The organism is Streptosporangium sp. CA-135522 (assembly GCF_050949235.1).
Taxonomy (GTDB): domain Bacteria; phylum Actinomycetota; class Actinomycetes; order Streptosporangiales; family Streptosporangiaceae; genus Streptosporangium.
Genome location: NZ_CP192026.1, coordinates 8,488,827 through 8,513,271, shown reverse-complemented (window position 1 = coordinate 8,513,271; position 24,445 = coordinate 8,488,827). Strand labels below are relative to the sequence as shown.

The following is a 24,445-nucleotide window of genomic DNA, read 5'->3' as shown; positions in this document are numbered from 1 at the left end:
GACCGCTGGTCCGGGTCTCGCAACGCCGCAGAAGGGCGTCCGCGGCGTGCACCCGGTAGATGGCGTGTGTCGCCCTACGCGCTCGCAGCGCTCGGCCCTTAATCATCGAGGTAGCGCAGGATGGCCAGCACCCGGCGGCTGTAGCCGGGATCGCGCGGCAGCTCCAGCCTGTCCATGAGTGAGTGGATGTGCTTTTCGACAGTGCTCAGCGACACGTGCAGGCGCTCGGCGATCGCCGAGTTGATATAGCCCTGGGCGAGGTGCCGCAGCACCTCTGTCTCGCGCGGGCTCAGTCTGCTCAGCGGGTCGGCGTGGATGGTACGAGTGAGCAGTTGGCGGACCACTTCGGGGTCGAAGGCCGTGCCGCCCGCGCGTATCCGCTCCAGCGCGTCGAGGAAGTCGGCCACCTCTGAGACGCGGTCTTTGAGCAGGTATCCCAGGCCTTCGGCGTCGCCGGCGAGGAGCCTGGCCGCGTAGGTCTTCTCCACGTACTGCGACAGTACGAGCACGCCGACGCCCGGGTGGCGCTTGCGGATCTCCAGCGCCGCGCGCAGCCCTTCGTCGGTGTGCGTCGGTGGCATGCGTACATCGATCACCGCCACGTCGGGCGGATGCTCATCGATCGCTTCGAGGAGCGCCTGCGCGTCGCCGACGGCGGCCACAATCTCATGCCCGGCGTCGGCGAGCAGCCGCGTCAGCCCTTCGCGGAGCAGTACCGAGTCGTCGGCCAGGATCACCCGCACGGGACCTCCTTGGGCAGCGTGGCCGCGATCCTGGTGGGCCCGCCTGGCGGGCTGTCGACGGTGAACGACCCGTCCAGCGCCCGGACACGCCTGGCGAGCCCGGACAGCCCCCCGCCGGAGGGGTCGGCGCCACCCGCGCCATCATCGGAGACCACCACGCTCACGGTCTGCTCGTCCTCCTCCACCATGACCAGGATGTCACGTGCGCCCGCATGCTTGATCGCGTTGCTGATCGCCTCGCGGACGATGAAGTACAGGGCAGTCTCAATCTCGGAGACGGGCCGTTCGACCAGCCGGTAACGCACGGTCACCGGCACGCTGGCCCGCTCGGCGACGCCGGCGAGCGCGGCACGTAGCCCCAGCTCGTCGAGCGCGGTCGGGTAGATCCGCCAGGCCACGCTGCGCAGCTCGTCCAGGAGCTGGCGTGACTCGGTGTAGGCCTGGGCGACCAGCTCGCCGGCCTTGGCCGGGTCGGCGCTGTGCTGGGCACGGCCGAGCAGCATGGCCAGCGCGATCCCCCGCTGCTGGACACCGTCGTGCAGGTCGCGCTCGATCCTGCGCCGCTCGTCGTCCACGGCGCGGACGATGTCGGACCGGGTGGTGGTCAGCTCGGCGATGCGCCGGCGCATCCGCTCCTGGCTGCTCGGCCCCAGGAACCGGTCGGCGAGCAAGCGCTCCGCAGCGCCGGTGGCAAGCGCTCCGGCCTGGGTCAGCACGAGTAGGAATCCGCCTGTCAACAGCCCCACGACACCAATGTTGCTGATCACCTTCACGCCGGGGAGGTCGACCGGTACGGACTCGCTTTCGCCGGTGAGCAGGTCCCACAGCCCTCCGAACAAGAGCAGGCCGCTGAAGAACAGTCCGGCAGCCACGCCGTACCCTGCCACCAGTCCCACGGCGGCGCGCACGGCGAGAAAGCCGTACCCGCCACCGGCTGGAGCCGTCCGATGCCCCAGCCATGTGGCGAGCCGTGCCCGTTCGAGTGCCAACAGCCGCTCCGCGATCCGGTCGCAGGTGGGCCGAGTCGCCGGAATCAGACAGACCGGACCGGCCACGCAGAGGAACATCAGCTCGACCACGCCAAGGGCCACGCCCGCCAACATTCCCACCAAGGTGCGCGCACCACGTCGACCTGACACGACCTGCAGTCTAGGCAGCACACCACCCTGCGTGTTCATAGCGGTTTCCCGTAACCAACGCGGAGGATTCACGCAATGGTGCACGTTGATAGGGCCTCGGTAGCTTCGGCAGGTGTTCAGAACCGCCCTTGCCGCAATCTGTCTGACCCTGGTCCCCAACATTTCCGCGTCGGTCCCCGCGTCGGTCGACGCCTATGTCGAGCAGTACCGGGCAGCCACGGGACTGCCCGGCGTCGAGGTGGCGATCACGAAAGAGGGCAGAGTCATCCACACCGCCGGATACGGTCAGACCGCCACCGGCGAGCCCGTCACAGCCGACACCCCCATGGCAGTGGCCTCGGTCAGCAAGTCCTTCACCGCCTTGGCCGTCATGCAGCTGGCTGAGAAGGGCAAGGTCGCCCTCGACCAGCCGGTGAGCCGCTACCTGCCCGAGTTCACGATGGCCGAGCCGCGGGCCGCGAAGATCACCGTACGGCAACTGCTCAACCAGACCTCGGGCATGGCCGACTCGGCCTTCCAGGAAAAGAGCCTGCCTCAGCCGCAAACGCTCCAAGGCGCCGTGGCCCGGCTCAGGACGGCGAAGCTCGCCACGGATCCCGGGACCGCCTTCAGCTATCACAACACCAACTACCAGGTCGCCGCCCGGCTCGTCGAAGCGGTCAGCGGCCGGCCCTTCGCGGCCTACCTCGACGCGCACGTATTCCAGCCCCTCGGCATGCGCCACAGTACGACTGTCAACACCGATCGCGACCTTCCCGGCAGCGCCCGCGGCCATCTGTACGTCCTCGGCCACGCCGTCGCTTTGCCCGAGCCCACAGGATTCGGAAACGGCTCGGGCGGGGTCCTCAGCACCGCCAGCGACATGGCCAGATGGCTGATCGCGCAGAACACCAGCCTCCCGGGTCTCCTGTCCCCACAGGCCGTCCAGGAAATGCGCACGCCATCGAAGCCGAACGATGAGTACGCCCTCGGCTGGCAGATCGGCAAGACCGAACGCGGAACCCCCGTGCTCGAGCACGGGGGAGACCTGTTCACCTCCACCGCTCACCAGCTACTGATGCCCGGCTCGGGATACGGCATCGCCGTCATGGCCAACACCGGTATGGTCTTCTCCGACGCGCACATCCTCATGACGGGCCTGGTCGCCATCATCGAGGGCGGCACCCCGCAGGTGCCCTCCGGGCAGCCGTTGCTCCTCACCGACGTGCTCTTCGCACTGCTGATCCTGGTGACCATCGGGCTTGGGGTACGGGGCACAGCACGTGCCCGGCAATGGGCTGCGCGCCGCACGGGATGGCAGCTATGGCGGCTGGCGCCGTACCTGGTCCCGATCGGGTTGTGCGTGACGATCGCCCCGATCCATCGCATACTGGCACGCGGCCGCGACGCCTCATGGATCCAGCTGGCCTACCTCTACCCGACGTTCATGGTCTGGCTGGTGACGGTCGCGGCCGCGAGCCTCACGGTGGTCGCCGCACGCCTCTGGGGCGCAGCGCGGCTACGACGGCAATGAAGCGTGCGCGGCGGGTGGTGAGTCACGTGATGTGTCGGCGCGAGCCGAGAGCGTCTCGCACCTCCGCGGTAAGAACCTGCTCGCAGAGAAGTTCCGCCGGCTCGGCTATCAAGTTCAGCTGGAGGAGACGTACCGGGACCAAGGCCGGCGGGTGGACGTCGCGGTGACCCTCCCCACCGGGGACAGGCGTCCCCGGGTCGCGGTGGAGGTGCAGGATTCGGCCCTCGCCGTGGAGACGACGAAGGCCCGCACGAGGACCGACCGGTCCCTCGGGTTCATCGGCACCATGTGGGTCTTCACCGACAAGCGAGCCCGGGTGAACCTTCCGAGGGAAGTTCCGCGAGGCCCTTACGCGCACCCGGGTTGAGGAATCTGGGGGCAGCCGACGGCGTCGTGGAGCACGTCTTCTCCTCGGTGTTCCCGCCCGACCGGCACTTCTACCCGGTGTTCCCGCCCGACCGGCACGCCGAGCAGGTGCTGGACTGGCTGCGCACGCGTCCACCGCACGCCCACTCGTGAGCGACGTGCCCTCTCGTCTCCGCTGACCGGCCAGAATGAGGAGCTGGACGATGCGAAACGGCCGAAGGGTGTTCCGATGACCGGTGAGGGCGGGAGGACGGCGCGGAGGGCCGCGTCCGGTGAGGAGGCGGCTCGGGGGGCCGCGTCCGGGGGGAAGGCGAGACAGGCCGGCGTGTCTGCGAAGAGGGCGGGGCAGAGCGGCGCGTCCAGGGGCAAAGCCAAGGAACAGGCCATGGAACAGTTCAAGGATCGGGCCGAGGAACAGGCCGAGGAACAGTTCAAGGATCGGGCCGAGGAACAGGCCATGGAACAGGCCAAGGACCGGGCCGGGGATCAGACCAAGGGCCGGGTCAAGGAACAGGCTGAGGACCAGGCCGCCGAGGACCGGGTTGAGTCCTTCGTCTCCGTTGCGGAGCGGGTACGGCGCGGCCTGGAAGGTTCCTCGGCGGGGGAGCGGCTGGTCGCCCGTACCCTGCTGGCGAGCTACCCCACGGCCGGGCTGGAGACCGCGGCGCGGCTGGCCGAGCGCGCGGGAGTGAGCGCGCCGACCGTGGTCCGCTTCGTGGCCCGGCTCGGTTTCGCCGGATACCGGGCGTTCCAGCAGGCCCTGCGGGACGAGATCGAGGCGCGACGGGCCTCGCCGCTCACGCTCGCCCAGCAGCTCGGCGACGGGGTGGCCCCGGACTCCCTGCGGGTGTCGGCCGGAGCGATCTTCCGGCAGCGGCTGGACGAGTCGTTCGCGGCGCTGTCCGACTCCGAGCTGGAGGCCGTGCTGGACCTGCTGGCCGACCCGGGACGCCGGATCGCGCTGATCGGGGGACGGTTCTCGCACACCCTGGCCGAATATCTCGGCCTGCACCTGCGGCTGCTACGTCCCGGCACCCGCGTGCTCGACCCGCGACCGGAGAGCCTGGCCGCGTTCTCCGTGGACGTCGGGCGGCGTGACGTGGTCGTCGTGTTCGACTACCGGCGCTACCAGCGCGACGTCGTCGAATTCGCCCGTCGCGCGCACGACAGGGGGGCCAAGGTGGTGCTCTTCACCGACCCATGGCTCTCGCCCGCGTCGGAGGCCGCCGACCTCGTGATCCCCGTCCGGGTCGAGGCGCCCAGCCCGTTCGACAGCCTCGTTCCGGCGCTCGCGCTGGTGGAGACGGTGGTCGCCGGTGTGATGGCGCGGCTGGGGAAGGCGGGTGAGGAGCGGCTGCGGCAGTGCGAGGAGATCGCGGGCGACGTCACTGTCGACTGAGCGGCCTCTGAACTGAGTGGCCCCTGAACTGAGCGGGGTCCGAACTGAGCGGCGTCCGAACTGAGCGGCGCCATCGACCGAGCGGCGCCATCGACCGAGCGGTGCCCGAACTGAGCGGCGCCTCGCCGGGAGGGCGTTCCGGCCGGGTCGGCGCCTCCTAAAGGGTGTAACAAATTTTTCATAGATGCTTGTTGATGGTCTTTATGAAAGCTATGTTTCATCAACATGTGCTGGTCGCGACCGCCGCCGGCGCTGCCGTCAGCATCAGGAGGTGCTGTGACCGAAGAACTGCGTCCGCCTCGCAAACTACGTCTGTGGGAGGCTCTGGCCCTGTCCGTCGGCCTCATGGGCCCCACTCTCGCCATGGCTCTGAACGGAGCCGGCGTCGCCGTCACGGTGGGCAAGGCCGTACCGTTGGTCTTCGTGCTGGGCCTGGTCGGGGTGGCACTGGTCGCCTACGGTTTCGTACGGCTGACGCGGCACTTCAACCACGCCGGATCGGTCTACGCCCTGGCCGGGGTGACCCTGGGTCCCCGGGCCGGATTCTTCGGCGGGTTCGCGCTCCTGGGAACCTACGTCTTCTTCGCCGTGTGCACGCTCGCGGCGACCGCGGTGTTCACCGAGGCGTTCGCCGCCGCGCTGGGCCTGTCCCTGCACGTGCCCTGGTTCGCCGTGGCGGCCCTGGCGTCCGTGGGCGTCTGGGCGGTCAACTCCCGCGAGTCCCGCGTCACCGCGCGGACCCTGCTGGTCGTCGAGGGCGTCGGCATCATCGGCATGCTGGTGCTCAGCGCCATCATCGTCATCCGTACCGGGACCGGGCACGCGCCCGCCGGGCAGAGGCTCGACCTGTCGGTGTTCGGGCTGGGCGGCACCACGATGAGCGCGGTGATGACCGCCACGGTGTTCGCGTTCCTGTCCTGGGCGGGGTTCGAGGCGTGCGCGTCGCTGGGCGAGGAGACCGCCGACCCCCGACGCAACGTCCCGCGCGCCCTGGCCGGAAGCGTGCTGCTCACCGGTGGCCTGTACATCTTCGTGATGTTCGCCCAGACCGTCGGCTTCGGCACCGGGGAGAAGGGGGTCGCAGCCTTCTCCGGCTCCGAGTCCTCCCTGTCGGCGCTGGCGCAGACCTACATCGGCACATGGTTCTCGCTGGTCATCGCCTTCACCGCGGTGGCCTCGGCGTTCGCGGCCTCGATCAGCTCGGCCGCCGCGGCCAGCCGGCTCATGTTCGCGCTCGCCCGGGACGGCTTCGGCCCGAAGGCCCTCGCCCGCACCGACCGCCGTACGGCGAGCCCCACCGTCGCGCTGGTCGCGGCGCTGGTCCTGGCCGTGGCCGGCGACGTGATCCTCGATCTGTCCGGCGTCTCCGCCTTCGACGCCTACTACTGGTTCGCCACACTCGGCGTACTGTGCCTGCTGGTGGCCTACGCGGTCGCCGGGGCGGGCGTGATCGCGTTCATTCTCTCCGGCCGCGGGCGGATCCCCCGGTACGAGATCGTGATCCCGGTGCTGGCGATCGTCTACCTGTGCTTCGTCTTCTACAACCAGTCGGTGGGACAGACCGGCCCGCTCGGCTACTTCCCGTGGATCGCCGCCGCCTGGTGCCTGGCGGGCATGGTGGCCGTGCTCGCCGCGCCGAAACTGGCCCACCGGATCGGCGAGCGCCTGACCGCCGAACTGACCCGGCCCGACGGACCCGCCGACGCGGCGAGCGCTCCCGTCCACGAGACGACCGCCCCGGCCCGTGCCCCCGGTGGCCCGGCCGGCTCCTCCCGCGGCCCCGAACCCGAGATCAACGACAAGGAAGCGGCCCAGGCATGACGTCGTCCCCGACCCAGTTGTCCCCGTCGTCCCCGTCGGCTCCGTCTCCGTCGGTCCCGTCCGGGGAACGGCATTCCGCCACGACCACGGCGCCCACCGTCTTCGTCGCGACCTGCGATCTGGCCGCCCAACTCCGAGGCCGCGCCGTACCCGCCTCCCGAGAGGAGGCGCTGCTGCGGACCGGGACCGGCTGGGTCCCGGCCGACCTGGCCATCACCGGATTCGGGCCGATCGCCGACAACGTGTTCGGCTCCGCGGGAGACCTGCGGCTGCTGCCCGATCCCGCCACCCGCGTCGACATCCCCGCCGACGGCGGCCTGCCGGGCACGCGGCTGTATCTGGCCGACCAGACGCTGCCCGACGGGACGCCCTGGGAGTGCTGCCCCCGCGGATTCCTCACCTCGGCCGTCGAAGAGCTTCGCGCCGAGCTCGGCCTCACCGTGATCGCCTCGTTCGAGCACGAGTTCACCCTGACGGGCCCGCCGTCCTCTCCGCCTTTCTCCTTCGAGCGGTACCGGACCGCCGAGCCGTTCGGCTCGGACCTGGTGACGCTTCTGGAACAGGCCGGGTTCGAGCCGGAGACATGGCTGCCGGAGTACGGCGAGGCCCAGCACGAGATCACGCTCAGCCCGGCCGAGGCGCTCGTCGCCGCCGACCGGGCGGTGCTGCTGCGCGAACTCGTGCGCGACCTCGCCCGGCGGCGCGGACTGAGGGCCAGCTTCGCCCCGCTCCCCGACCCGGCCGGCGCCGGTAACGGCGTGCACATCCACCTGTCGTTCCGCGACGCCGACGGGAAACCCGCCCTGCACGACCCGGCCCGGCCCGGTGGCCTGTCGGAACTGGGCACACGCTTCTCCGCCGGAATCCTGCGCCACGCCTCCGCGCTGACGGCCGTCACGGCCGCGAGCCCGATATCGTTCCTGCGTCTGACCCCGCACCGGTGGAGCGCGGGCGGGGTGTTCCTCGCCGAGCGAAACAGGGAGGCCATGCTCCGCATCTGCCCCGGGACCGGGCCGGACGCAGGCGACCAGCTCAACCTCGAATACCGCGCCGCCGACGCGACCGCCAATCCCTGGCTCGCCCTCGGCGTGCTGCTCCGGGCCGGCCTGGAGGGGATCCGGCGCGGATATCCCGAGCCCGTCGTCTGGCCGGAGTCGGCCACCGAGGCCGAGCTCGCGGCCGTGCCGCCGCTGCCGAAGACGTCGGAGGAAGCGTTGAACGAGTTGGAGAAGGACGAGGTCGTGGGCGGCTTCTTCGCGCCCGACCTGCTGGCCACCTACCTGTCGGTCAAGTGGGCCGAGCTGGCGGCGGTGGCCGGGCAGGACGACGCGGAGCGCTGCCGGAGGGTCGCCGATGTCCACTGAGATGTCCACTGAGACTTTCACCCCGCAGGCGCGTGCCGGATCCGTGGGAGCCGGCGGGTCCCCGGAGCGGGCCACGTCCGCAGACCGCGCCGGTTCCCTGGAACCGGCCGGATCCACCGCAAGGCCCGAGCACGCGGGACGGGCCGAGACGCTGGAGCGGGCGATCGAGGCGATCCCGCTGGTGGACCACCATGTGCACGGGGCCCTGGCCGGTGACGTGTCGCGCCGGGAGTTCGAGGAGCTGATCACCGAATCCGACCGGCCGGTGCCCGGCTGGATGACCCAGTTCGACTCGCAGGTCGGGTTCGCCGTTCTGCGGCACTGCGCGCCCGTGCTCGACCTGGCCCCGCACACGACCCCCGAGGTCTACCTCGCTCGCCGCGCCGAACTCGGAACCGAGGAGGTCAACCGGCGCCTGCTCGCCGCCAGCGGGATCGGCCATTTCCTGATCGAGACCGGCTACCGCGGGGACGAGATCCTCGACCCGGCGAGGATGGCCGCCGTCACCGGCCGGGCCGTCGACGAGGTCGTCCGGCTGGAGGCGGTCGCCGAGCGCGTCGTCGCCGACGGGACCGACGCCGCCGGGTTCGCCGCGGCCTTCGAGAAGGCGCTGTGGGAGCGCAGCCGTACGGCACGCGGCCTGAAGACCATCGTCGCCTACCGCCACAGGCTCGACTTCGACCCCGCCCCGCCCACCCCGGCCGAGGTGACGGCGGCGGCCGGCCGCTGGCTGCGCGCCGCCGAGCGGACCGGGACGATCCGCGTCGACGATCCGGTGCTGCTGCGCCACCTCATCTGGAAGGGGATCGAGCGCGGCCTGCCGCTGCAGTTCCACATCGGTTACGGCGACCCGGACGTCGACCTCCACCGCTCCGACCCGCTGCTGCTGCGCGGCCTCATCGAGCTGGCCGAGCCCTCGGGCGTCCCGATGCTCCTGCTGCACTGCTACCCGTTCCACCGCAACGCCGGCTTCCTCGCCCAGGTGTATCCGAACGTCTACTTCGACGTCGGGCTGGGCGTGAACTACACCGGCGCGCGCAGCGTGGCCGTGGTGGCCGAGAGCCTGGAGCTGGCGCCGTTCGCCAAGATCCTCTTCTCCTCGGACGCCTGGGGCCCCGCGGAGCTGCACCACCTGGGCGCCCTGCTCTGGCGGCGGGCGATGACCCGCGTTCTCGGGGGTTTCGTCGCGGACGGGGAGTGGAGCGAGGAGCAGGCCGTACGGGTCGCCACGATGATCGGCGCCCGCAACGCCCGCCGCGTCTACGGCCTCGGGGAGGACGCGTGACAGGCGTCCACGCCCACGACATCGCAGAGCAGGTGGCCGGCGTCCACGCCCACGACGCCGCAGAGCAAGTGGCCGACGTCCACGAGCGGCTCCGCGCCGCGCTCCACGCCGAACTGCCCGCCGCCTGCGACCTGCGACGCGAGCTGCACGCCGAGCCGTGCGTGTCCGGCAGGGAGGAGCCGACGCTCAAGCGCGTGCTGGACGCGCTGCCCGAGGGCACCACCCTGGAGCCGGTCGCCGAGACCGGCGCGATCCTGCGCATCGGCGGCGAGGGCCCGGCCGTCGGGGTGCGCGGCGAGCTGGACGCCCTGCCGATCACGGAGGAGACGGGCGTCCCCTGGGCCGCGAGCAACGGTGCCATGCACGCCTGCGGCCACGACGTCCACCTCGCCGCGCTGGTCGCGCTGGCCAGGGCGGTCGACCGGGTGGGGGCGCCCGCCCCGATGGTCGCGGTGCTGCAACCACGCGAGGAGACCTATCCCTCCGGCGCGCTCGACATCGTCGAGTCGGGCGCCCTCGACCGCCACCGGATCGGCGCGATGGTCGCGGCGCACGTGCAGCCGGTGCTCGCCGCCGGTGAGACGGCCTGCACGCCCGGCGCGGTCAACGCCTCCGCCGACGAGTTCACGCTCATCGTGCGGGGCCAGGGCGGGCACGCCGCCTACCCCCAGCTGTCCCGCGACCCGGTCCTGGCGCTCGCCCAGATCATCGTGGCCGCCCAGCAGCTCGTCAGCCGCGACTCCGACCCGATGACGCCGACCGTGGTCACCTTCGGCACGGTGTCCGCGGGCACCGCCCCCAACGCCACCCCGGCGGACGCCGTCGCCCGGGGCACGCTCCGCACGATGTCGGAGGCCTGGCGCGAGCAGCTCCACGAACGGTTCCGCGTGATCGCGGACGGTGTCGCCCGCGCCCACGGCTGCGAGGCCGAGGTGCTCATCGCCCGTGGCGAGCCGGTGCTCGTCAACGACGCCCGTCTCGCCGAGGAGACCTCCCGCCTTCTCTCCGGTCCCGGCCACGGCTCTGACCCCGGTTCCCGTTCCGGCCACGGCTCCGGTCACGGCTTCCGTTCCGGTCACGGCTCCGGCTCCGGTCGCGGCCCTGGTCACAACTCTGGTCGCGGGCCCGGTTACCACGCGCCCGCCGTCCTGCGCTCCTGCGGAGCCGACGACTTCGCCTACTACGCGTCGGCCGTGCCGTCACTGATGATGTTCGTGGGCACGGACACGACGTCGGGACTGCACAGCCCGGGATTCCTGCCGGGGGACGAGACGGTGACGGCCGTCGCCGAGAGCCTGCTCGCCGCCTACCTCGCCGCCGCGCACCTGATCGATACCGGCCGGTCATACGAGGCCTGAAGCGGACCGGAGGGGTCAGCGGCGTGCGAGGTCCAGGGCCGAGGCGCCGGGATCGGGGAAACCCGGGACCGTGGCGCCGGCACCGGCGTCGGAGTTTCCGCGCGCCGCCGGTACGGAGTACGCCGAGTGGCCGGAGCGTTCCGGGGCCTCTTTCGCCATCCGGAACCAGACCACGCGTCCCGCCGGGTCGTCGTGCCACCCCCACGCCGACGCCAGCTCCCGCACCAGCCACAACCCCCGGCCTCCACCGCTGCGCGCGTCGACATCCGGCCGGATCCGGGGCGTACGGCTGGCCGACCCCTGGTCGATCACATCGACCTGAAGCGTCCCCGCGCGGTTGGTGACGGTCACCGTCACCTGCCCGTCGGGGCGGCGTCCCGAGTCGGAGTGTCGCACCGCGTTGGTCACCAGCTCGGTGACGAGCAGGAGCGCGTCGTCCACGTAGCCGTCGCCGATGGGGCCCAGCAGATCGCGAACGTACAGCCGGGCCTGCGGAACGGATGCGACGTCTCCGGGGAGCACGACGTGCCCCAGCAGCTCCGATGTCACCGTCATCGCTTCACCGTCCCCGTGATACGCCAGGCCATGCGCTGCACTCGAACCACAGCAATGTGATGTCAGTCACATTTTTTACCGTTCGCCCAGCCTTGGTTGACCGTGTCATCACCGGTCCGTGTTCGATGCGACCCCTGATCCGACGAGGCCCGGGAGACCGGCCGGCCGGATTGCTGGGAGGCTGGCGGTATGCGGATCGACCTGCACGCCCATTCCACCGCCAGTGACGGCACCGACTCTCCCGCGGCGTTGACGGCGGAGGCGGCCGCGACGGGGCTGGACGTGGTGGCGCTCACCGACCACGACACGACCGCCGGATGGGAGGCGGCCACGGCCGCGTTGCCCGCGGGGGTGACGCTGGTGCGCGGGGCCGAGCTGTCGGGCCGGTGGTACGGCGACGAGCCGACGGTGGGGCTGCACCTGCTGGCCTATCTGTTCGATCCCGGTCACGCGCCGCTCGTCGCGGAGCTGGCCCGGGTCCGCCGATCCCGCGAGCACCGGGCGGAGAACACGGTGGCGTTGCTGAACGCCGACGGCATCGACGTCACGGTCCCCGAGATACGCCGATACGCGGCCGGCGGCACGATCGGACGCCCCCATCTCGCCCAGGCGCTCATCCGCCGCGGTCTGGTCGCGACCGTGGACGAGGCCTTCAAGCCCGAATGGCTGGGCCGCCGCTACCGCCTGGCCAAGACCGACATCGACGTGTTCACCGCGGTCCGGCTGGTGAACGATGCCGGTGGCGTCACGGTGCTGGCACACCCGCGGGCGAGCGGCCGGGGCCACATCGTGCCCGACACGCTGATCGCCGAGCTCGCGGCGGCGGGCCTGTGGGGCGTCGAGGCGGACCACACGGACCACTCGGCGGCCGACCGCGCGCGCACCCGCCTGCTCGCTCGCGACCTGGGCCTGCGGGTCACCGGCTCCAGCGACTACCACGGCACCAACAAGACCGTCCGCCTCGGCGCGTTCACCACCGACCCGCTCGTCTACCAGGACATGATCTCCACAGCGACGGGCGCCGCGCCCGTCACCGGATCGTGACGGCCACCCGTCGGGGTGGTCAGTAGCCCGTGGCGGGGTCGATCACACCCTCCAGCGGCAGGCCCGCACGCAACTGCCGTACATTCCGCTCGACCCGCTCGCAGAGCATCCGCATGACGTATTCGGCGGAGTCCGCGCAGTGCGAGGTGATGAGGACCCTGGGGTCGTCCCACAATGGGTGCCCCTCGGCAAGCGGCTCGGGGTCCGTCACGTCCAACCCGGCGGCGGAGATCGTTCCGTCCCGGAGGGCCTCGACGAGCGCGTCCGTCTCGATGTGCGCACCGCGTGCGACGTTGACCACGACGGCGTCCGCGGGCAGCAGCGCCAGCTCGGCGGCGCCGATGACGTGCCGCGTCTCCGGAGTCAGGGCGAGGGCCAGCACCAAGACGTCGGTCTCGGGGAGTACGGCGTGCAGCGCCGTGGGCGGCAGCGTCTCCTCGGCGCCCTCGACCTTCTCGGGCCGGCGGCGGAGCACCCGGATCCGGCAGTCGAACGGTTGCAGGAGACGGACCAGCTCGGTGGCTACGCCGCCGCCGCCGAGGATCGTCACCCGCCGGCCGTGCAGGGACCGGGGATCCACCGGCGACCAGCGCGGCGTCCGGGCCTGCCGTACGACACCGCGCAGACAGGCCAGCGTCAGCATGAGCGCGTGCTCGCCGACCTGCTCGGCGAACGATCCCTTCGCGCAGGTGAAGATCACCGGCCGCTGGAACACCCCGGACGTCGCGAACCTCTCCACCCCCGCCCAGGGGAACTGCACCCACCCGATCCCCGGATGGCCGTCCAGCACCAGCCGCAGCCGCTCCGGCTCCCCGGGGATGAGCCACACCAGCCCGTTGGCCTCGCCCAGCGGGACGTTGGCACCGCCGCCGCCGAACACGGCCTTCTCGATGTTGGTACGAAGGTGGTCGAGATCGGGGGAGTTGGCACGGACGTAGGCCGCTCCCACCTCCGCCGAGGGGGCGATCGCGATACGGGCTTCCATGGACGACATTCTGTCGCGGTCCGCCGGCCGGGGACCGGCCAGGCGCGTCGCTGCCACCCGGTTTCATGCTCACCGCAGCCGTCACCGGACGAAAGGCACGAAGCCGTATGCGGCTTCGCCCGGGGACGCGAGAGCGACACGGCCCCTCGGTGAGGGTGTCAGGCGACAAGCACGAGCAGGAAGGGCCGGTGTCACCGTCTCGGATTTCGAGGAGCGCCTCGCCGAGGGGTTTCCCTTGGTGACTGATCACTCGCCCGGCCTGTAGCTCCGCTCGATATGGCCCTTGAGGTCATCGGGATGGAAGTAGACGGGCCGGAGGTCGCCGCTCGCGTAGCGTTCGGCCTGGTCGTTGAAGTGCGGCGAGCCGGGATGCCCGCTCGCGCCCCCCGCCGTCACCGCCCAGGCGCGCACCCTCGGCCCGAACTCCACGATCGCCACGAAGCTGGTGCCGCCGGTGCCGTAACAGCGCTTCGTTCCCGGCCGGCGGTTCGCCTCGAACGAGGCGAGGGAGCCCCATCGCGCGGAGGTGAAAGGCACCGGGATGCTCGGCTTGGCATCCTCGAACTTCTGGACGATCGCGCCGTCGTTGCGTTGGAAGCGGTTGATCTCGCCCCAGGGCACTTGCCAGCCGCCGAAAATTCGCGTCAGCCGCTCCGCCGCAGTTTCGAGCGCCGCGAGCCGCTGCGCGTCGGTGACGTGGTCGGCCAGGTAATCCCACACCGGCAAGCCCGCATCCTTCGCCGGCCGAGCCGAGGGCGCCCAGAGCGCCTCACCCCAGAACACGGCCAGCGAAGTCGCGGTCGAATTCGCGCCCCAGCGATGGTCCCAGCCGCGCAGCAGGCGGACCGGGCCGACGAGCTTCGCCTTTCGCCGGTCGCCCTCGGGCAGCCTGTCCCACGCCGCGATCAGCCCCGGCACGAGCCGGGCGAAGGCGGTGAGGTAGGGATCGAAGGCGGCTTCGATCAGTGTCCGCGGGGTGAAGTCGCTGCGCGCGTTCAGCACCCGGATCGCCTGCGGCCCGCGCGGGTTCTCGCCGGCCTGGTCGAAATAGCGCGGGTAGGCGGCGGCCTTGGGGCTGTCCGCGCCGGCCGCCGTCCAGGGCCAGTTATTCGTGTTGAACACCCAGCCGTTCCTCGGGTTCACTGCCTGGGGCAGGCTCTCGAGGCGGTGCAGCCCGCGCCAGTCGGTCGCCGGATCGCTGCCGTCGACGGGCTTGCGATAGTCGAAGCGATCGTTGCGGACCGGCACGAACTGTGGCGTCAGGAAGGCGATCTCGCCCTTCGAGTCCGCGAACAGCGTGTTGTTGGAGCTGTTGGCCCTCAATCCCGCCACCTCGATGAAGCCCGCGTAATCCCGCGCCTTGGTGCGCAGGAAGCTCTGCCGCAGCGCCTCGACGGGCCTGTTCATCAGCGCGAACGCGATCCACTTGCCGTCCGCCTCGCGCACGATCGGGCCGTGATGCGTGCCGAAGGTGGTGAAGCGGCGTTGCCCCCGCCGGCCATCCGCGGTGCGATAGGACAACGTGATCGTCTTCGTCCTCACCGGTCGCAGCGCGTTGCCGTAGCGGTAGGAGCGGCTGCCATCGGCCCCGGTCACGATCGTCTCGGCGAACTCATCGACGTTGTCGACGCCGCTCGATGTGTGCATCCAGCCCGCGTTCGCGTTGAAGCCCTGGTAGACGAAGAACTGCCCCCAGGTGGCCGCGCCGTAGACGTTGAGCCCTTCGCCGCTTGTCACCTGCTGCTCGGAGCGGAAGAAGAAGCCGGTGTGCGGGTTGATCAGCAGCAGCGCATGGCCGTTTCGCGTGTGGCCCGGTGCGATCGCCATGCCGTTCGAGCCCTTGAGCTCGTGGAACAGTGGCTCGCGCTCCCCATCGGCCATCGCCACCGCGCGGTTGCCGTAGAAGGCCTCGAGCCGGGTGAGCGGCACCCGCTCGATGTCGCCGCCGATGCTGCCTTCGGAGAAGCTCAGCGCCATCCAGGGCTCGAACCGCTTGATCACGCGCGGATGCGCCTCGGGGTGCGTCGCGAGATAATAGTTCAGCCCGTCCGCCCAGGCCCGCATCAGCTCGCGCAACCAGGCCGGGCTCTTCGCGCAATCCCCCTTCAGCGCTTCGGGATCGACGAACAGCCGCCGGCGCAGGTCCTGCCAGATCGCACTCTCGCCCTCGGCCTCGGCGAGGCGGCCGAGGCCGACCAGATAGTTGGTCTCGATCCGGCCGAAGTCGTCCTCGGCCTGGGCGTAGATCATCCCGAACACCGCATCGGCGTCGGTCTCGCCCACCACGTGCGGGATGCCCCAGTCATCGCGGGTGATCGTCACGTGCGCCGCTTGCTCGCGCCAGCGGGCGAGATCGGGCACGGTTCGCGTGGAAGCGACGGACACGTCACCGGACGGCAGCCCCACCGCGACGGCCGCGGCTCCAGCGGCCAGTCCGGCTGCTCCACCCAGGAAGCGGCGCCGGCTCAGCCCTTCGTCCCGCGGGTGGCCCATGAGCCGGTCCCCCTCTCGGAGGTCAAGGGGCCTTCCTCCTCGGTCAGCCGACGCACCCATACTCGCTTCGCCATCTGCCGCATCTCGCCTTCGGGTTCTCGATCTGATCGATAACCCGAAGGCGAGATCGGCACACCTCACATCGACCGTACCCGGCACCAACCCGGCCAACGTATGCGGAATCCCGGGATGTCCCAGGTCACAGCCTTTCGGTGATGCCGGGCAGAGCCCAGGAAGGCCCGTGGGCTAATTCCACACGGTGATGTCGACCAGAACGCCTTCCTCGGTTTTCTCGACGATTCTTATGTAGGCCACCCGGTCGATGTTCGTGCGCATGCAGAACGCCGTCCCGGGCGCGGCGTCGCCGAAGCGGTGGCCGGGCCGCCAAGTCCCCGCCTCCAGGGCCTTCTCACACTGGGCGTGTGACGGCGCGCTTCCCGCCGTCCACGGGGCGGACGCCGAAGCCGGTCCGACGAACACCCCGGCGCCGGAGCGGTCGTCGTACCGCAGGTCTTCCCAGCTGGGGTCAGGAGTCCGGTGGTCGAGGTCGAACCCGCTCCTGGTGAGCAGCAGTGTGCCGTGGTAGCGCACGGTCCTGTCGCCCTTCGTCCCGTTCGGAGAGCTCGTGACCCCGGTCGGGGAGACGGTGGTCGGCGGGGATGCGGTGGTCCCGGCAGCGGGGGAGGCGGAGAGAGCTCTTGTGGAGGACGCCGGGGTGGCCGCCGGACCGGACTCCCCGCCGTTCTTGCCGGCCTGCGCGCCGATCACGGCTGAGATCACCCCGATCGCGGCGGCGACGATCGTGGCGATCCCGGTGATGATCGCTACGATCACGGCCGTCCGGTGCCCGGCGTCCTTGGTCTTCGACGTGGCCGTCTGCCCCTCGGATTCCTCGTCGCCTGCCACAGTCGGACGTCCTTTCGGGCCTCGGGTCACGTCGATGTTCGGTGAACGGGACATTCGGCAGGCTTTCGCCCGCATGGTCAGGCGCGCTGGGAGGAGGGGTGAACGCATGCGGTTCGGTCTATTCGGATGCGCCAAAAGCGGGACATCCGGTGTTTGAATTTTACATGCTCCGGATTGAGGGGCCAAGAATGTGCGTGGTAAGCATGCTTCGCGAATTTGGCCTTATGTCTACTACGCGTATTTATGTGATTGATAGAGAAGCTCGTAGACGCCGCAGACGGACACCGCGATCGTCGGGCGCGCGTCGTGCGGAGGGAAGTCCGGACTCACCTCGTGGTCCGTCCCGGTCGCGCACCACTCGTAGCCGTCGGGCCGTCGCACGGTTCGGTGTGGAAACCCCGCTGTCCTGGCGTCAGCCCACGGTCCGATTCTCGAGTCCGGTGTGTCACGGCCGCGCGGCGGAAGCGAAGCCCGGGACGCGCGATCCCGCGGTGACCGCGGTGCCGAAGGCCTGGCTCACCGCGCGCCGGGCTCGGTGTGCGCGACGATCGCCGGGATGACCGTGTCCCATACCTGGCGCGGCGGCATCTGGTGGCCCATGCCGGGCAGCGGGACCAGCGAGGCGCCGGGGATCTCGCGGGCCAGGGCCTCGGCGTGGCCGTAGGGGAAGAGCGGGTCCTGGGTGCCGTGCAGGACCAGGGTCGGTGCGGTGATCGCGCCGAGGCGGGAGCGGATCGGCTCGCCGCCCTCGATCATCCAGTGGTTCGACGCGGCGGCCGGGACCGGGCTGCGATCGAAGGCGCGCCCGGCGGTGCGGCGTACACCTTCCTCGTCGACCGGGATCGTGCCGGAGAAGGCGTGCTCGGCGGCGAGGAAGTACGCGATGACCGCGTCGCGGTCGGACCAGTCGGGGCCGGGGGCCGGCTCCTCGAACATCTTGGCCAGCGCCTCGCTCATCGGCGGCAGGTCGGGATTGTCCGGACCGCCGGGCCCGCCGGGGCTGGTGGACATCAGGGTGAGCGACAGGACCCGTTCGGGGTGGTCGAGGCCGAGTCGCTGTGCGAGGCCCCCGCCCATTGAGACGCCCACGATGTGCGCTGCGGCCAGGCCGTACGCGTCGAGCACGCCGACCGCGTCGGCCAGCAGGTCGTCCTGCGTGTAGGTCGGCGCGCCGATCGGGAACGTGGTGGAGCGGCCGGTGTCGCGGGTGTCGTAACGGATCACGTAGCGGCCGGATGCGGCGAGTCGGGCGGCGAAGTCGTCCTCCCACCAGTCCATCGACGCCTCCGCGCCCGAGATGAGCAGGATCGCGGGGGCGGCCGGGTCGCCGAAGGCCTGTACGGCCAGGTCGACACCGTTGGCGTGCACCGTCTCCTGGGGCGAGGCTGGGGACGGGCTCGTGGTGGACGTGCTGTCGTGCATGGTGTCTCCCGGGTAGGGGTGGGTACGTCGCATCATGACTCTACTTCGATTGTCGAAGTAAATGCTACTATTTTCATAGTTAAGGCTGGCCGACGGCGAACGAGGTGGCGATGGCAAGCGCGAAGACCCCCGAGAAGACCCCCGAGAAGACCGGGAAGCGGACGTACGGGCAGGCATGTCCCATCGCCCACGCGCTCGACATGATCGGCGAGCGCTGGGCGCTGCTGGTGGTGCGCGAGCTGCGCCTGGGGCCACGCCGCTATGCCGACCTGCAGGCCGCCCTGCCCGGCCTCGGCCCCAGCGTGCTCGCGCAACGGCTGCGTGATCTCGAGGCGGTCGGCGTGCTGCGCAGGCGTACGCTGCCACCGCCCGCCGCCAGCAGAACGTACGAACTCACCGAATGGGGTGCCGAGTTGGAGCCGGTGTTCGCGGCGCTTCGGACCTGGGGCATGCGCTCACCGGTCGTACCACTGACCGGAGAGATCAGCGCCGACACCGTACTGCTCGGCCTGCGCGCCTTCTTCGTACCGCAGCCTGACGAGCCGTGGACCGCGACGTACCGGATCGCCCTGGAACGCGACGTCTACCGCGTCGAGGTCGTCGACGGCGAACTGGCCGCCGTCGCGCGCGGCCAGGACTCCGGCCCGGCGGACGCCTACCTCGAGAGCGATCACCTCACACTGCAGTCCGTACTGACCCACGAACGCTCACTGGCCTCGGCGATCGACGACGGCGCGCTCACGGTGACCGGCGACGTCGAGGCGGTCGGGCGACTGGTCGGCGCAGTCCCGCCACGCTGACGGCGACCAGCACGCCCCCGGCGGGCTTCGTCTCATCCGCTCCCGAGCCTGCAGGCGAGGCCCGAGCAGCGGGCGTTCCAGCGTCTCGACTCGCCGCGGTCCGACGACTGGACTACGGAGAACGCCGCCGCACCCCGGGGAGACACCACAATGGTTCCTCCGGTATCACCGGCCTGTTCGAGACGCCCCGCACGACCGGCTGGAGGACGTGCTGACCGAACCCGCCGAGCACGGCCCGGCCGGGCTCCCCATCCGAAACGACAGCGGCTGGGAGCTCACCGATCCGCGGGGCCGTAGGATCCAGCCGAACCCCGATACCCCGATCCAGCTGTGGCATCCGATCCGCGAGACGGCCGAGGACGTGCGGGCCTGGCGCGACCATCTGCTGGAGCACGGGATCCCAGCCGTACAAGCAGGCGTTCCGCGAGGTCTACCCGCTGGCCCCGGCCGAGGAACGGGCCGGCACCTTGCCGACCTGGCCGGGGGCGTCGCCGCGGCGTCTTCCTCTCACCCGTCGATATGATCGCCGACCGTTTCGACGTGGTGCCGCCCGTGCGGAACGCGCCTGACCCGGCACTGGTGGCGTACGGGTGGTGACCCGATGAAGGGCTGGTCAGATCGGAATGCGACACAGCAGCCGAGTGGCGTCGAGGTACTGCTCATCGATGAAACGTCCCGAGATGCGGCCCGCCAGGATGAGCCAGTTGTCCAGCCACAGTCCCAGACTGCCCACCGGCCTGGCCGGCCTTCCGGAGAACATGTCGATCAGGCCGGGGTGGTTTGGCGCGAGGCCTTCGGCGTACTCGTGGAGGGGCCAGCCGGGGTCGGCGATGTCGACCGGGCTGTGCTGCCCGGCCGTGATTCCGTCTGAGTAGTACAGATCGTGCACGCCCAAACCGTGGGCGTGCCACACTACCTGGACGAACCTGCGCCCGTCGGCGGCCAGCAGGTCGGTGCGCAGGCGCGGCCCGGCGATGGTGATGGCGTGGGTCCAGCCGGGGGCGTGCTCGCCGAGCCAGACGAGTTCCTTGAACGCATACGGCTCGTACTCCCGCATCGCCTCGTCGAGCCCGCAGCGCACCGCCGTCGCCGGCTCGGAGCCCAGGACGCGGGCGATCTGATCGAGGTCGTCGCCCTCGATCCAGGTTCCGGCGAACATGTCACCGAACCCGCGCGCCGACAGTCGGGTCCACTGTTCCTCGTATGTCATGAGGTCCTCGCTCCGGCCGGGACCCGGCACAGGGTCCGTCGTTCGGCGAGCCAGTCCCGGTCGATGAACCGGCCGGTGACCCGCCCGACGGCGATCAGGTGGGGATCGAGGTCGTCCTCGTCGCCTTGGTCGTCGTTGAGTTCCAGGTCGTCCAGCCCTTCCTCGTCGTAAAGGTTGCCGACGCCATAGAACTCGTCGATCTCCCGCAGGTAGCAGAAGTCGAAGACCCGCCGGTCCGGCAGTCTCAGGTCGGCCGCCGAACCGGCGACCACCAGAGCGAACGTCCAGCCAGGCGCGTGCTCGCCCATCCAGAGGATGGGGGTGCGCGCGCCCGCGCTGCTCCAGCGCAGCGCGGTGGCCAGGTCGCATTCGAGCGTTGTGGTGGGATCGACCTTCAACTCGTCGGCGATCGCGTTGATGTCGTCGCCTTCGATCCACACGGCCTGGAAATCCTCCCGCATTCCTGTGGCGGCCAGCAGCTCCCACTGACTCTCTTCAGGAAACAGCTCCATTTAGCACCTTGATTTAGGAAATAGCGGAAGGAATCGTATACCGATCAAGAAAGGCGGGCGCGACGTAGCGCGAGGGTCTTTCTGTGCAAGGTTTCCCTGGTGGCAGCTTGACGGATGAGGTACTCCGATAGAAGCGGGGGACTGCCCGCAACCGAGTGGGAGCGGCGGCAGCGGCTGCGCGCTTGGGCCGCGGAGATGTTCGCCGGGAATATCGCCCCGCCCCGGATCTCTCACCTGCTGGGCGGCATCCACAAGTCCGCCTAGGAGTGGCATACGCTGCGGCGCCGCGGAGGTAAGGCCGCGCCGGCGTCCAAAGACACCGCCGGGACCGGCCGCAAGTTCACAGACAAGCGGAACGGCTCCCGGCGTGTACGCCGTACCGCGCAGAGGAAGGCACGTTCCTCGATCTCCTGTGATTCGAACTGGAATCGGACGCCTCGGAGTCGCGATCACAAAGTCAGGTGAAAAGCGAGAGTTGTTCTTCATGTTCTGAAGTCCGTACGAGGCTGGAGGCGGCCAGCTCGGGATCTGGATCGGAGGATTCGTCGACAGCCGGAAACGCCTCCACACCCAGCAATCCTGCGATGTCATCGGTGGCAGTCGGATCACCGTCCGTGCCGTCGTCGTCTCCATCGGTGATGGTGGGCAGTACGTACTCCTGGGCGAGTGCCGCCAGGTGCATGGGCAGCGGCAGGGACAGTGAGTCGAGGTAGTCGGGCGCCTGGCGCAGCTGGTGTACGGCCAGGGCCAGGGCTTCGGGACTGTCTCCTTCCTCGTCGGCGGAAGCCGGGTGGCAGCCCAGGACGGTGATTTCCATGAGGGCGGGGTTCCAAGCGGGTATCTCGGTGTCGATGGTCAGCTCGCCTTTGCGTTTTCCTCTCCGGAGGGGGCGTGGGGCGAGCTTGTCTGCCTCCACCGCGGAAGCACGGAAGGTCGCGGCCTTGTCGGTGGTGCTGTAGAAGACTCGCCCGGCGGCTGTGGCAGGGGAGGCGGGTTCGGTCCACAGCCCTGCGGCGAGACCATTGACCCCGGAGGGGTTGCCGACGCCCCACCACTGGGGTGTCTCGCGGCCGTCCGCGCCACGCACCCTGACCAGCCGCAGGTCAGGGCTGAGCCGGGCGGCCGCATGACCGGTCCTGATCAAGTCTGGTACGGCCTGACCGTCCTGGAGCCAGGGCCAGTGCATCCGGCTGTTCTGGGAGTGGGCGAGAAGCAGAGTGGGACGGCCGTGCAGGGAGCGGATCATCTTCTGGAGGTAGCGGGTGGTCGCCGCGCGCTGTTCCTCCATGTTCCGCCGCCGAACCTGGGAGGTGACGCGGGAGCGTGGCCGCCCGTTGTCGGCCGGAGATGACAAGGGCACCTCCGCGTCGGGTGCGGCGTCCACTTCAGTTCCGTCCGATGTTCCGGGGACCTCAGCGATCCGGGTCAACCGGAGCAGGAACTTCGGGTAGGGGATCCAGGTGCTCTGTTTCGGATCCCAGCCGCGGATCACGGCCTGACCCGATCCGGGCTCCATGGGACTGACCAGGACGGTGACCGGGGTGTGCTGGGCCTGCCGGGTGGGACCGTCGGAGCGGCGCTTCACCATCCGCACGGCCGCGTAGTGGAGGTCGGCGGGTAGCCGGTCTCCCAGTGTGTGTTCGGGGACGACCCGCACGCCGAGCTGACGGAGCCCGTCCAGCCACGCGGAATACGCCCGGTAGGCCGCGTTCTTCTCTGAGTTGTAGCCCTTGGCCTTTCTGGGCACGGCGGTGAACTGGGTGACCACCCCGGCATCGGCGCAACCCAGCCGCAGAGCGAACTTGGGATCGTCGAGAGGGGTCTGGAAATCCGCGCGGCGGTCGATCTCCACCAGGGCGAGGGTGGGGATATCCGGATCGCTGCCGTCCCTGGTCAGGAAATCCGCGACGGCGGTCCTGCGGGTCGCGATGGCCCTGGCAAGGGTCTCTCCCCCGGGGTGACGGTCGGAGGCGATGCCGAGCCCGTCGGCGAGACCGCCGGAGAGCACCAGGCATCGCAGCCGGACGCTCAGCTCCGGGGTGCTCCAGCGGAGAATCACAGGATCTCCCGGCTTGGCCGTGTCGAAGACCTCGGATGCGGGGGCGCCACCGTCGCCTTCCAGGGCGAGAACCTCGGTCAGGGCGGTGATGGCGATGTCGCGCATGGCGGCGGTCTGCCACAGCAGGCGGCTTTCCATGACCGGTGTGCCGGCGGAAACCGGTTCCTCGTCCGCAAGGGCGCGTATGGCCGCCGCAAGCGCGGCGCGGCGGGCGCGGGCCGCCCGGATCTCCTCAGCTTTCTTGGCGTCTTCCTGCGGCTTGGGCCGAGGATTGGCGGGAGCGTTGGAAGAGATCTTGCTGCGCTTCAGGTCGGGAGCGCGCACAAGTCCCTCCGGGAGCGCCTGCTCGACCCATTCGATGATCTGGGAGCGCTGATGCGACATTAGGCCAGGCTTGACACCGTGCTGGCCCATGTGGGTGCTGTGGACCACGGCGGCTCGCACGCCGGGGCCGTCGCCGATCCACAGTTCGGGCACGGCGAGTAGCTCCGCCGGGTTAGGGAAGGGCTGGCCGAGAGTGATGTCCCGGAGTATCCCGGCGGGGCCGGCTTCACGCCAGCCATGTGCCCGCTGGGTACGGTCCCAGGTGAGCCGGGCCACCGCGTAACGCTCACTGGCGGGACTCCCGGGAAGCCACGGGACCGGCGGGCGCAGGTAGACCGAAGTGTCACGGCGGAAGGGCAGGTGGAGGCGGCCGTTCGCGCCGGGATGGGTGGCCCATCGCCTTATGCCCGTGTGGATGTGCAATCGGGGCTGCGGCGAGAACGGGACGGTGTGCAATGAGATGTTGACAACGACGGAGAACCACCAGGTGCGGTCCTTGACCTCGTGTGACAGGGGTTGTGACATCAGCTCCGCGCCCTGCTGGCGCGGGCCGCGCGGGACGGCCCGGAACCGCAGGAGATCCGCGCCCGTGTCGTAGAGGGCAAGCGCGAGGATGCGGCGCGCCAGGTGGTCGGTGGCGAGCTGGAACTGCCTGCCGAGGGGGATCGCGGTGCCACCGTCGGTGCTGTCGCAGCCCAGCAGATCCACCTCCACCTCTTTCCACCGTGGTGGATCGGTGTGCAGCTCGGCGAGGGTTTCGGCGACCTGCCGGGGGTGTGCCGGCTCTGGGCGCAGTTTCCGCACCCAGGCGGTGAGCAGCCTCTCGAACACCGCGTCCGGCAGCGGATGAGGGAAGTCCGCAGGAGCGTACAGCCAGAAGTCCTCATCTCCGGGCTTCTCCGAGCCTCGTCCCCGCACGACCAGGTCGGGAGCGAGACTCTGCAGCACGCCGTCCATGCGGTAGGTGGGGACGGTGCAGTACGGCTTCGCGTCGCGGTCCCGGCCGGTGTTGCACAGTGCGAGCAGACTGTCGCGCCAGTGTTCGGGGAAGGGCAGGGCGCGATATCGCGCGGTCAGCGGCGCGGCGCCGGGATCGAGGAGGTAGGCGGCGCGACGGATCTCGTCGTAGGTGAATCCCATTGGGGGC

At 70.3% G+C, this 24,445-nt stretch carries 23 protein-coding genes; 12 read left to right on the top strand and 11 right to left on the bottom strand.

All coding sequences use genetic code 11. The annotated features are described in order from the left end of the window. Nucleotides 1-98 precede the first annotated feature (98 nt). Both ACQPYK_RS40090 and ACQPYK_RS40085 read right to left on the bottom strand, forming a co-directional pair. A complete protein-coding gene (locus tag ACQPYK_RS40090) occupies nucleotides 99-743 on the bottom strand; it encodes a response regulator (protein ID WP_433243587.1) in 645 nt (214 codons plus the stop codon). After that, the gene (locus ACQPYK_RS40085; RefSeq protein WP_433243584.1) at nucleotides 734-1,834 is read right to left on the bottom strand and encodes a sensor histidine kinase; all 1,101 of its coding nucleotides are present in this window, start codon (nucleotides 1,832-1,834) and stop codon (nucleotides 734-736) included. Before ACQPYK_RS40085 ends, ACQPYK_RS40090 begins: the two co-directional genes overlap by 10 nt. Nucleotides 1,835-1,994: 160 nt before the next feature. Here ACQPYK_RS40085 and ACQPYK_RS40080 point away from each other — a divergent pair, with 160 nt between their 5' ends. The 8 genes from ACQPYK_RS40080 (at nucleotide 1,995) to ACQPYK_RS40045 (ending at nucleotide 10,988) form a co-directional block, all read left to right on the top strand. Continuing rightward, a complete protein-coding gene (locus ACQPYK_RS40080) occupies nucleotides 1,995-3,395 on the top strand; it encodes a serine hydrolase domain-containing protein (protein WP_433243581.1) in 1,401 nt (466 codons plus the stop codon). 31 nt (nucleotides 3,396-3,426) lie between these two features. Beyond that, the gene (locus ACQPYK_RS40075) at nucleotides 3,427-3,762 is read left to right on the top strand and encodes a competence protein CoiA family protein (protein WP_433243578.1); all 336 of its coding nucleotides are present in this window, start codon (nucleotides 3,427-3,429) and stop codon (nucleotides 3,760-3,762) included. After that, nucleotides 3,759-3,914: a hypothetical protein gene (locus tag ACQPYK_RS40070; protein WP_433243575.1), complete on the top strand. Its 156-nt coding sequence runs from the start codon at nucleotides 3,759-3,761 to the stop codon at nucleotides 3,912-3,914. The genes ACQPYK_RS40075 and ACQPYK_RS40070 overlap by 4 nt, the downstream gene beginning before the upstream one ends. Nucleotides 3,915-4,146: 232 nt before the next feature. Beyond that, nucleotides 4,147-5,160: a MurR/RpiR family transcriptional regulator gene (locus tag ACQPYK_RS40065; RefSeq protein WP_433243572.1), complete on the top strand. Its 1,014-nt coding sequence runs from the start codon at nucleotides 4,147-4,149 to the stop codon at nucleotides 5,158-5,160. 276 nt (nucleotides 5,161-5,436) lie between these two features. Further along, nucleotides 5,437-6,981, top strand: a complete 1,545-nt coding sequence (locus ACQPYK_RS40060) for an APC family permease (protein WP_433243569.1) — start codon at nucleotides 5,437-5,439, stop codon at nucleotides 6,979-6,981. Then, nucleotides 6,978-8,345 (top strand): glutamine synthetase family protein, encoded by a 1,368-nt coding sequence (locus tag ACQPYK_RS40055; RefSeq protein ID WP_433243566.1) that lies wholly within the window; start codon nucleotides 6,978-6,980, stop codon nucleotides 8,343-8,345. The genes ACQPYK_RS40060 and ACQPYK_RS40055 overlap by 4 nt, the downstream gene beginning before the upstream one ends. 1 nt (nucleotide 8,346) lies before the next feature. Continuing rightward, on the top strand, nucleotides 8,347-9,630 hold the full coding sequence (locus ACQPYK_RS40050; RefSeq protein WP_433243563.1) for an amidohydrolase family protein: 1,284 nt from the start codon (nucleotides 8,347-8,349) through the stop codon (nucleotides 9,628-9,630). Then, nucleotides 9,627-10,988 (top strand): M20 metallopeptidase family protein, encoded by a 1,362-nt coding sequence (locus tag ACQPYK_RS40045; protein WP_433243560.1) that lies wholly within the window; start codon nucleotides 9,627-9,629, stop codon nucleotides 10,986-10,988. Before ACQPYK_RS40050 ends, ACQPYK_RS40045 begins: the two co-directional genes overlap by 4 nt. Nucleotides 10,989-11,003: 15 nt before the next feature. Here ACQPYK_RS40045 and ACQPYK_RS40040 read toward each other — a convergent pair whose 3' ends face one another. Continuing rightward, the gene (locus ACQPYK_RS40040; protein ID WP_433243557.1) at nucleotides 11,004-11,543 is read right to left on the bottom strand and encodes an ATP-binding protein; all 540 of its coding nucleotides are present in this window, start codon (nucleotides 11,541-11,543) and stop codon (nucleotides 11,004-11,006) included. Nucleotides 11,544-11,732: 189 nt separating this feature from the next. On the opposite strand from ACQPYK_RS40040, the gene ACQPYK_RS40035 reads away from it, so the two are divergent. Further along, nucleotides 11,733-12,587, top strand: coding sequence for a PHP domain-containing protein (locus tag ACQPYK_RS40035; protein WP_433243554.1), 855 nt, complete (start codon nucleotides 11,733-11,735; stop codon nucleotides 12,585-12,587). A 19-nt stretch (nucleotides 12,588-12,606) separates the two neighbouring features. Here ACQPYK_RS40035 and ACQPYK_RS40030 read toward each other — a convergent pair whose 3' ends face one another. The 5 genes from ACQPYK_RS40030 to ACQPYK_RS40010 all read right to left on the bottom strand — a co-directional run bounded on the left by ACQPYK_RS40030 (nucleotide 12,607) and on the right by ACQPYK_RS40010 (nucleotide 18,429). After that, entirely contained in the window at nucleotides 12,607-13,572 is a 966-nt protein-coding gene (locus ACQPYK_RS40030; protein WP_433243551.1) for a D-isomer specific 2-hydroxyacid dehydrogenase family protein, read from the bottom strand. 246 nt (nucleotides 13,573-13,818) lie between these two features. Further along, on the bottom strand, nucleotides 13,819-16,065 hold the full coding sequence (locus tag ACQPYK_RS40025; protein WP_433243548.1) for a penicillin acylase family protein: 2,247 nt from the start codon (nucleotides 16,063-16,065) through the stop codon (nucleotides 13,819-13,821). A 246-nt stretch (nucleotides 16,066-16,311) separates the two neighbouring features. Then, the gene (locus ACQPYK_RS40020) at nucleotides 16,312-16,971 is read right to left on the bottom strand and encodes a hypothetical protein (protein ID WP_433243545.1); all 660 of its coding nucleotides are present in this window, start codon (nucleotides 16,969-16,971) and stop codon (nucleotides 16,312-16,314) included. Nucleotides 16,972-17,202: 231 nt separating this feature from the next. Then, on the bottom strand, nucleotides 17,203-17,352 hold the full coding sequence (locus tag ACQPYK_RS40015) for a hypothetical protein (protein ID WP_433243542.1): 150 nt from the start codon (nucleotides 17,350-17,352) through the stop codon (nucleotides 17,203-17,205). Nucleotides 17,353-17,487: 135 nt separating this feature from the next. Beyond that, on the bottom strand, nucleotides 17,488-18,429 hold the full coding sequence (locus ACQPYK_RS40010) for an alpha/beta fold hydrolase (RefSeq protein WP_433243540.1): 942 nt from the start codon (nucleotides 18,427-18,429) through the stop codon (nucleotides 17,488-17,490). Between the two features lie 74 nt (nucleotides 18,430-18,503). Between ACQPYK_RS40010 and ACQPYK_RS40005 the strand changes: the two genes are divergently transcribed. After that, complete coding sequence (locus ACQPYK_RS40005) at nucleotides 18,504-19,193, top strand: winged helix-turn-helix transcriptional regulator (RefSeq protein WP_433243538.1); 690 nt, start codon at nucleotides 18,504-18,506, stop codon at nucleotides 19,191-19,193. Between the two features lie 208 nt (nucleotides 19,194-19,401). After that, entirely contained in the window at nucleotides 19,402-19,716 is a 315-nt protein-coding gene (locus ACQPYK_RS40000; RefSeq protein WP_433243536.1) for a DUF4132 domain-containing protein, read from the top strand. A 90-nt stretch (nucleotides 19,717-19,806) separates the two neighbouring features. On the opposite strand, the gene ACQPYK_RS39995 is transcribed toward ACQPYK_RS40000, so the two are convergent. Both ACQPYK_RS39995 and ACQPYK_RS39990 read right to left on the bottom strand, forming a co-directional pair. Further along, complete coding sequence (locus ACQPYK_RS39995) at nucleotides 19,807-20,403, bottom strand: hypothetical protein (RefSeq protein ID WP_433243533.1); 597 nt, start codon at nucleotides 20,401-20,403, stop codon at nucleotides 19,807-19,809. Further along, nucleotides 20,400-20,915: a hypothetical protein gene (locus tag ACQPYK_RS39990; RefSeq protein ID WP_433243530.1), complete on the bottom strand. Its 516-nt coding sequence runs from the start codon at nucleotides 20,913-20,915 to the stop codon at nucleotides 20,400-20,402. The genes ACQPYK_RS39995 and ACQPYK_RS39990 overlap by 4 nt, the downstream gene beginning before the upstream one ends. Nucleotides 20,916-21,029: 114 nt before the next feature. Here ACQPYK_RS39990 and ACQPYK_RS39985 point away from each other — a divergent pair, with 114 nt between their 5' ends. After that, nucleotides 21,030-21,179, top strand: a complete 150-nt coding sequence (locus tag ACQPYK_RS39985) for a hypothetical protein (RefSeq protein ID WP_433243527.1) — start codon at nucleotides 21,030-21,032, stop codon at nucleotides 21,177-21,179. A gap of 193 nt (nucleotides 21,180-21,372) precedes the next feature. Here the strand turns inward: ACQPYK_RS39985 and ACQPYK_RS39980 are convergent, their stop codons facing one another. Next, a complete protein-coding gene (locus ACQPYK_RS39980; RefSeq protein WP_433243524.1) occupies nucleotides 21,373-24,438 on the bottom strand; it encodes a pPIWI_RE module domain-containing protein in 3,066 nt (1,021 codons plus the stop codon). Nucleotides 24,439-24,445 lie beyond the last annotated feature (7 nt).